A 7,613-nucleotide genomic window follows, 5' to 3' on the forward strand; every position below is an offset into this window, starting at 1 on the left:
CCCTACAGGCACAAACGTAAAAAGAAAGAAAAACTAAGGAGAAACAATGAAATCGGCATTTAAAAAATTACCCTCAGGCAAACACAGCATTGACGGCGGACTGCTTTTTGCAGTTACGCTGTGCGCCGCAATAAGTACCCTGCTGATCTATTCGATCACACAGAACAAGGTGCTTGAGTCAGTTGGTTCAAGCTACTGGAAAACTCAGCTCTTTTCAATGGGCGCAGGTATAGTTGCAGCGATCATAATCTCGTTTATTGATTACCGAAAGCTGGTAAAGCTATGGTTCATATTCGTTCCCGTTGCTCTGGGACTTATGGCACTCACCTTCACCTCTCTCGGCTACAGGCGACAAGGTGCAGACGACCAGGCTTGGCTCAATCTCGGATTTATCCAGTTCCAGCCCTCTGAGGTACTGAAACTGGCATTCATACTCACATTCGGCTATCATCTTTCACGCGATGAGGAGGAAATGAACAAGCCTCTGCATATGCTGCTGATAATCATTCACGGCATGATACCAATAGGTATCGTCGGCTTGCAGGGTGACTACGGAACAGCTATCGTATTCGCTGCTATATTCGCTTTTATGATATGCTCGGCAAAAATATCGTGGAAATACCTTGTGGCAGCTCCTTTCGTTATCGCTGCGGGAGTAGCGGGAATGTGGTTCTTCGCACTCAGTGAGTTCCACAAAAAGCGTATACTCATCCTCTTCCACCCCGGAACCGATCCCGAATATATCGAATATCAGCAGGATCTGGGACTTGCTGCCCTGAAATCCGGCGGCGTATTCGGAAAAGGACTCTTCGGCAAGCCCGAGGACTATATCACAGTTCCCGAAATACACAACGACTTCATCTTCACATACGCAGGACAGGTATTCGGCTTTGTTGGTTCTATGGGAATAATCATAATCCTCGCCTATATATGCCTTAAAATCTTCGGCGACAGCCGTGTATGCCGCGATCATCTCGGCAAATTCATTTGCATGGGAGCTTTCGGACTTATCTTTTCACACTGTATCATGAATATAGGAATGGTACTGAAAGTTGCTCCTGTTATCGGCGTTCCGCTGCCTTTCCTCAGTGCGGGCGGTACGGCTATGATAAGTATGTACGCTATTATCGGACTCGTTCTCAGCACCTACAGTCACCGTGCCGTGAACTATAACGTATTCTACGATGAAGAAAACGAATAAACTTCATACAACGACAAAATGCGGAAGTCTTACGACTTCCGCATTTTTATATATATTGATACCCCTTAACTCAGAAAAGAACGTCCTTGAAACAGACAAGCGGCTTTTTATTGTCAAAGTCCCAGCTGTGGAAAGCATCGCCGTGACAATAGTCCTTGTGGAAGCACTTTGAGCAGGTCTCGTTATCATCTGCAAGATCGCGTCTGAATACCTGGAACTTGTTCTTCCATACCTCACTAAATCTGTCCTTGAGGATATTTCCCTGTACTAATTCAGGTCTGCGCTCAATATCGAGACAGGCAATGATATCACCGTTTGCAGTGATACTTGCGGTATAGAGTCCTGCTGTGCAGAGATAGTACCAGTCACGGACTTCACGCTCGTACTCCATGCCAAGATAATGGCTGCATCCGTATGTAACAGGCTCGCCTGCTATGCGCTTATTTCTGATGAACTCAAAGATAGTCTGATAATCCTCTTTTGTAAGGATAAGCTCGGGGTGCTGCTTAGCACGTCCCATAGGCTCGATATTGATAACACGCCATGAGTCTATATCCATTTCGTTGAATATCTTGTAAAGCTCATCAAGCTGGCCGATGTTCTGATGAGTAACAACGGTAGTTATCTGCACGTTCTCAAATCCTCCCACGCGCAGAAGACTCTCGATACCTTTCATAGCCTTCTTGTAGCCGCCAGGAGTTCTTCTGAAAGCGTCGTGAGTCTCTTCAAGACCGTCTATACTTACGGAAATAGTTCCCATACCGACTTTCTGAAGGTCACGCGCAACACTGTCGTCAATAAGTGTAGCGTTACTTGTCATGCCCCAGCTGAAGCCCAGTTCATGAGCAGCTCCCATAATATCGAAGAATTCCTTCCTGAGAAGCGGCTCGCCGCCTGTGATACAGAGCATTTTTCCGTCAGTTGTCATATCTTCCTTTACCTGTGTAAGGAATGTGCGGTACTGGTCAACTGACAGCTCTTCCGAAGTTACATCGCCGCAGTAGCTTCCGCAGTGGAGACAACGCTCGTTGCAGCGCAGAGTAAGCTCAAGAAATAGATTACGGAGCTTTGGCTCTTTCATAAGTTTGCTTCTGTACTCTCTCATCTGTTCAAGATGCTTACGCTTCATTTCTATACTGAGCATATTATTTCTCCTCGTTTGTTGTATTTATATTGCCGTCTGATGCTGATTGCTCTTCTGCTGTAGTTGCATAGGATTTTATTTCGTATACAGGAGCAGGTCCGTAAACAGGAGCTACTATATCAGTCCTCGGATTATAAGCAGTTGTAACAACAACCTCATCATCGTCTGCCTTCTGTGCGGGATAATTGTCAAGATCCTTTATTTTTCCAAGGAGATACTTGTTAAGGATAACAAGGTCGCCCACACTTATTCTTCCGTCCTTATTGAGATCGCTGAAATGAAGATTTACGGTATCAGCATATTCATCGAAAAGTATAGCCTTTCTCATTGCTATCGAATCGAAGATATCTACAGTATAATCACCGTTCACATCGCCCTTGATAGTCGGAGCAGGTCCGTAAGCAGGCTGAGGCAGCATTGTTGTTGTCAGTTCAACGATATCCTCCTGCTCGGAAGTAGTAACAGTGCTTGTTGATGTAGGACCGTAGACCGTTCTCGGCATTGTAGTTGTCAATGATGTCATAGTTTCCAGCGGTATGGAAGTAGTTGTTCCCCATACCCACTGACCGTCAATCGTTCCGTCTATTATCCAGTCTGTTGGAGGAGGACCATATGCTCCATAAGAATTTGCAAACGCATCTCTCTCGGTTACGTTTGAAAAACCAAAGCCCCTATTCTGATTCTGCTCACTCCCCTCTGCTACGGCTGTCATGGCAGACGCACCTGCTGCGGCAAAGGCTGCGGCAGTAAGAACGGTACGTAAAGTTTTTTTCATTTAATAAACACTCCTTTCAAATTTTTCAGTGCTGTATAATAAATGTCAGAAAAACTCTCAGTTTTTTCCATATATATTCAATTTTGGATATATGCACAAAGTCATTATCTATTCATTGTGCAGTTTTACTCCTCTGGTGGGCCGTATACCAGCTGTACCTTGTCCTTCTCGGGCTTATATTCAGAAGCAGCCTCGGTTTTGTCTGCTTCTGTAACAGGAGGTCCGTAAACGTCCTGTACTTCGTCCTTTGCAGGATCGTACTCAGATGTTATGGTAGTATTTTCAGTGACTGGCGGTCCGTACACAGTCTGAACGCCGCTGTTCCCGTGGTCACAGCCTGTAAGTCCAGCAGCCGCCGCAAACATTGCCGCCATGAGTTTTGTCTTGCTTGACTTTTTCATATACATGCCCCCTTTATAGTAGTTACTTTTATTTTACTCCATATATCTTGATTTGTCAACAGCTTATTCCCTGGATTTCAGACTCAAAATGCTTTTTTATTATAATTAAAAAGCGGAACTTAAAGTTCCGCTTTGGCATCAGTTTTTATCAGGAAGATCATCGAAATCTTTAAGGGTTCCGAGGAGGTATCTGTTCAGTCGAACAAGATCGCCTACGTTTATCTTTCCGTCTTTATTGAGGTCTGCCCAATACCGATCTATTGCTTCGCTGTACTCATCATAGAGAATAGCTTTTCTCAGTGCAACTGCATCAAAGATATCTACAACTCCGTCTGTGTTTACATCACCCATGAATGCCTTAGGCGGTCCGTAAACAGTTGGTGGGAATGTAGTTGTGGTCATTGTAGTAAGATCCTCAAGATAATCCGAAGTCACAGATACCGTAGTCATTGGACCGTAAACACAAACCGTCGTAGTTGTAGTTGAAGTTATCAATGTTGTAACTGTAGCTGTGTTTGTTGTTGTCAGCATTGACGGAGGCGGTCCGTACAAAGGCATAAGTTTTCTCTCGGCTTCTTCAATAGGATTGATCTCCTTTGGCTGTTCATTAACTGCATTTGCTGCTGTAGGCATTGCACACATATTTGCTGCGGCAAAAGCTGCGGCAGTAAGAACAGTACGTAATGTTTTTTTCATTTCAGAAACACTCCTTTCAAGTAATTACAGTGCTATATAATAAATGTCATGAAAAGGCTTATTTTTTTTATTCAGATCTAAAATTCGGATATATGCACAACTCAGACTTGCTCTGATTGTGCAGTTTTACTCTGTTATCATATCCTTGATAGCTCATTCTTTATTTTACTCCATATACCGTGATTTGTCAACCGTACCCATGCTTTATTAATACTATTTTTACAAAAAAGGACGGTCAATGACCGTCCGCCGAATATATTTATTCAAGTCCGAGAAATTCCTTGAAATTAGTAGCAAGTATCTTCTGATTTTCCTCTTCTGTAAATCCTAACTTCAAAAAGCGCATAAGCTCGTCCTCATGGCTCCACATAGGGAAATCAACGCCGAAGAAGCAGTTCTCTATACCATAGTTTCTTATGATACGGGCAGCTTTTTCGGGAGTAAGGAACGCAAGTGAGCTGCTGCAATCAACTTTTACATTTTCAAGTCCAGGAAGGCACTCCACAGCCTCGTCCCATTTCTGATAGCCGCCGAGATGAGCAGCAAGTATCTTTAGCTTAGGGAAATTATCGTGTATATTCTTTATGCGCTGAGGTGCGGAAAAATCATACCTGTTGTCGCCGCAGTGTATAAGCAGAGGAAGTCTGCCTTCCATAAGCTCATATATCTTGAATGCTTCGGGAGAGTCAGCGTTGAACTTCTGGAAATCAGGGTGAAGCTTGACACCGTGAAGTCCGAGACTCAGTATCTGGTCGATGTCCTTTTCAAGATCTTCCGAATCAGCATGAGTTGTACCAAAACCGTAAAAACAGCTGTGCTCGGCACATTCCTTTGCAATAAAAATGTTTATATTCTCTGTCTGGTGAGGTGCAGTAGCCGTTGAACATACCAGGTATTTTGAAACACCTATCTTGCTTCCTGCTTCACGCAGCTTTTTGCTCATTCCGTTGCCGTCCATCGGAATACCATAAAAATGTCCGATATTTTCTGTCGCATTCTCCGCTATTTTTTCGGGGAAAATATGCGCATGAGCATCTATTATCTCATACTTTCCATATACCTCTGAGTTCATTAAAAACATCTCCTAAAAACCAAAAATACAAAGTTATTATACTCCATATTTTCAGCTTTGTCAAATATAAAAAAGGTTGTCGGTATACAAAAATACTATCTCAGGGTATAAAAAACTCCCATAGCTTTCATGCTACAGGAGACTTTTCATTATTTTCTTCTTGTACCGTTTTTTCTGTCGGTGCTTCTTTTAAGGTCGCCGATACGTTCCTCGCTTGACTGCTTGAAGTGCGACATCATGTCCTCGAAGGTCATTTCCGACTGCGGAACAGTCTTTTTAGGCTCCCATACAAGAGGCTTGCTCCTGCGCTCTCTGTTCGGAGCCGGACGCGGCTTTTTCTCCTGAGCCTCGCCCTCGTTTCCGGCGGCTTTCTTTATGGAAAGGCTGACCTTTCCCGCCTCGTTTATGCCGATGACCTTGACCCTGACCTCCTGACCCTCAGTGAGGTGGTCGCGTATCTCATTGACGAAGGTATTGGCTATTTCGGAGATATGTACCATTCCCGAGCCGCCGCCGTCGATATCGACGAAAGCGCCGTACTGAGTGATGCCCTTTACCTTTCCTGTATAAATCTTACCTATCTCAAGCTGCATAGCGATATGATACTCCTTGCTTAATAATTACCTGCATGGGTCAGTCTCTTGACCTGTCGTAGAAGCGGCGGTCGTTCGGATAAGCGTAGTCTCTTTCTTCGAGAGCGATCTTTTCCATATAGGCTGAGAGGTCGTCGCTGTCGAGAGTTCTCTGCATATCCTCATTTTCCATTCTGCAAGCGTCTATCTTTGACTGAATGCGGGAAAGCTCCTTCTCTTTATCGCTGCAATCCTTTTCAGTTGTTACAATAAGAACAGCGCAGCCGGCTATTACAGCCACTGCAGCGAGCTGAAAAAGACCTTTATTGAACAGACCTTTTTTCTTTATTTTTGTTTTTATTCTTTTTGGCAACGATGTTCACGTTCTTTCTCTTTTTATTTTCTGTTTTATTATACAACAAATGGAGCTTGCAATGCAAGTGCATTTTCATCTTTTTAATAAATTTTACTAAACTTTTGGAACTTCCCACAAATTTGGCTCTTGCTTTTCTACATATTAGCACATTAACTCGCCGAAACGGAGCTGTTATCCACTTAAAAACCGTCCCCGCGGCAGTCATTAGCTTCCGAAGAGTTCGCATGACTATGCTCCCGAGCGTGAAAAAATACAGCGAGAAGCCTGCCGCGTTTCCGATGATATAGTAAAAACGGAGCTCTCCGCGAGCGGCGGCTGAGGCGAATGCCGACAAAAAGACCGCATACGCTCCGAGGAATACAGCGTCCTCGGCGGCGGTGAGCCATATCCCGTGCGGGAAAGCGAGCCTCAGCGCCCGCAGAACGTCGTAGCATATTCCGATAACGGCTCCCGCTATGCACGAGAGCGCGAACAGCACAAGTTCCTCATGCACGGAGAAGAAGGTCTCGGGCACATTCATCGGAAAAGCCTTCCCAGTGCCGAAAGCGGACCCTTCCTGTCGCGGTCACCATAGACGACCGCCCATATATCGCCGGTTATGGTCATATCTCCGGTCTCTACGCTCATCGAGTCGATATGCAGCTCGCGACCCTGCACGGTCAGCTCGCCGAGCTGAGTATAAAGGCATATCGCCTTTTCGTCGAAGCTGTCGACGTCGGTGATGCCGGATACGGTCATGCTTTTCCGGTTTTCTATTATAATGTTGTGGTCTTTTTTGATGATGTTTTCCTGCATGATATTCCTCCTTGTCCGCAGACAGATGTGTTAGAACCTGTCTACACAAGATATAATAGCTGATTTTTGGCAAATTTTGCTGATGACTGCGTCAAAAACACTTGCAATACATCAAGTATTGCTGCGTATTTTTTTCTTGTCCTCAACAAAAATATGCTCAAAAATCTTCTTATCCCTCTTGTGAAGACAGGTTCTTATATGATTTTATTCAGCGGAGCGCAGAAATATTCTTTGTACGAAATAGACAAAAAAGCAGTGTAAAATTCTCTCTCATTTTCTTTATATGCACCTTGCAAATGCTTCGGCATTGTGATATAATAGTAAAGCTAATTGAAATATTCGGCTGTATGCCGTTTTATACCAAAATTTACGGAGGTAACATCATGTCAGTGTTAGAAATCGTCGGAGGAGCAGTTCTCCTTCTCATATGCTTATTAACTATCATCATCTGTCTCGCTCAGGAGCAGAAATCACAGGACAGCATGACTGCTGCATTTACAGGTGCAAGCACAGATTCATTCTACGGCAAGAACGAGGGCAGATCGCGTGAGGCGATACTCGCAAAGATAGCAATAGGCTTC

General features: G+C 44.3%; 11 protein-coding genes. 2 read left to right on the forward strand and 9 right to left on the reverse strand.

The genetic code is table 11. The features are described 5' to 3' along the window. Positions 1-46: 46 nt before the first annotated feature. Entirely contained in the window at positions 47-1,201 is a 1,155-nt protein-coding gene (locus QZZ41_RS12785; RefSeq protein WP_295072835.1) for an FtsW/RodA/SpoVE family cell cycle protein, read from the forward strand. Positions 1,202-1,271: 70 nt separating this feature from the next. Here QZZ41_RS12785 and QZZ41_RS12790 read toward each other — a convergent pair whose 3' ends face one another. From QZZ41_RS12790 to yabP, 9 genes are all read right to left on the reverse strand, one after another. Further along, positions 1,272-2,345: a radical SAM protein gene (locus QZZ41_RS12790; RefSeq protein WP_295072838.1), complete on the reverse strand. Its 1,074-nt coding sequence runs from the start codon at positions 2,343-2,345 to the stop codon at positions 1,272-1,274. Position 2,346: 1 nt separating this feature from the next. Next, on the reverse strand, positions 2,347-3,120 hold the full coding sequence (locus tag QZZ41_RS12795) for a dockerin type I repeat-containing protein (protein ID WP_295072842.1): 774 nt from the start codon (positions 3,118-3,120) through the stop codon (positions 2,347-2,349). A 125-nt stretch (positions 3,121-3,245) separates the two neighbouring features. Next, a complete protein-coding gene (locus QZZ41_RS12800; RefSeq protein WP_295072845.1) occupies positions 3,246-3,521 on the reverse strand; it encodes a hypothetical protein in 276 nt (91 codons plus the stop codon). A gap of 138 nt (positions 3,522-3,659) precedes the next feature. After that, entirely contained in the window at positions 3,660-4,217 is a 558-nt protein-coding gene (locus tag QZZ41_RS12805; RefSeq protein ID WP_295072848.1) for a dockerin type I repeat-containing protein, read from the reverse strand. Positions 4,218-4,476: 259 nt separating this feature from the next. Next, positions 4,477-5,289 carry an amidohydrolase family protein gene (locus QZZ41_RS12810; RefSeq protein ID WP_295072851.1) on the reverse strand — a complete coding sequence of 271 codons (813 nt, stop codon included), beginning with the start codon at positions 5,287-5,289 and terminating at the stop codon, positions 4,477-4,479. Between the two features lie 149 nt (positions 5,290-5,438). Next, positions 5,439-5,882, reverse strand: a complete 444-nt coding sequence (locus QZZ41_RS12815) for a S1 RNA-binding domain-containing protein (RefSeq protein WP_295072854.1) — start codon at positions 5,880-5,882, stop codon at positions 5,439-5,441. Positions 5,883-5,922: 40 nt separating this feature from the next. Next, positions 5,923-6,162: a hypothetical protein gene (locus QZZ41_RS12820; protein WP_295072856.1), complete on the reverse strand. Its 240-nt coding sequence runs from the start codon at positions 6,160-6,162 to the stop codon at positions 5,923-5,925. A 22-nt stretch (positions 6,163-6,184) separates the two neighbouring features. Beyond that, on the reverse strand, positions 6,185-6,757 hold the full coding sequence (yabQ, locus tag QZZ41_RS12825) for a spore cortex biosynthesis protein YabQ (RefSeq protein ID WP_173330703.1): 573 nt from the start codon (positions 6,755-6,757) through the stop codon (positions 6,185-6,187). Then, positions 6,754-7,032, reverse strand: coding sequence for a sporulation protein YabP (gene yabP / locus QZZ41_RS12830; protein ID WP_173330704.1), 279 nt, complete (start codon positions 7,030-7,032; stop codon positions 6,754-6,756). The genes yabQ and yabP overlap by 4 nt, the downstream gene beginning before the upstream one ends. Positions 7,033-7,415: 383 nt before the next feature. On the opposite strand from yabP, the gene QZZ41_RS12835 reads away from it, so the two are divergent. Further along, positions 7,416-7,613: preprotein translocase subunit SecG (locus tag QZZ41_RS12835; protein WP_295072861.1), on the forward strand; the 198-nt coding region annotated here is incomplete at its 3' end.

The sequence above is a fragment of the Ruminococcus sp. genome, from assembly GCF_016283395.1.

Coding starts and splice junctions, on each gene's coding strand:
- QZZ41_RS12790 (WP_295072838.1), bottom strand. CDS start 2,345: ATGCTCAGTATAGAAATGAAGCGTAAGCATCTTGAACAGATGAGAGAG.
- QZZ41_RS12810 (WP_295072851.1), bottom strand. CDS start 5,289: ATGAACTCAGAGGTATATGGAAAGTATGAGATAATAGATGCTCATGCG.
- yabQ (WP_173330703.1), bottom strand. CDS start 6,757: ATGAATGTGCCCGAGACCTTCTTCTCCGTGCATGAGGAACTTGTGCTG.
- QZZ41_RS12800 (WP_295072845.1), bottom strand. CDS start 3,521: ATGAAAAAGTCAAGCAAGACAAAACTCATGGCGGCAATGTTTGCGGCG.
- QZZ41_RS12785 (WP_295072835.1), top strand. CDS start 47: ATGAAATCGGCATTTAAAAAATTACCCTCAGGCAAACACAGCATTGAC.
- QZZ41_RS12815 (WP_295072854.1), bottom strand. CDS start 5,882: ATGCAGCTTGAGATAGGTAAGATTTATACAGGAAAGGTAAAGGGCATC.
- QZZ41_RS12805 (WP_295072848.1), bottom strand. CDS start 4,217: ATGAAAAAAACATTACGTACTGTTCTTACTGCCGCAGCTTTTGCCGCA.
- QZZ41_RS12795 (WP_295072842.1), bottom strand. CDS start 3,120: ATGAAAAAAACTTTACGTACCGTTCTTACTGCCGCAGCCTTTGCCGCA.
- yabP (WP_173330704.1), bottom strand. CDS start 7,032: ATGCAGGAAAACATCATCAAAAAAGACCACAACATTATAATAGAAAAC.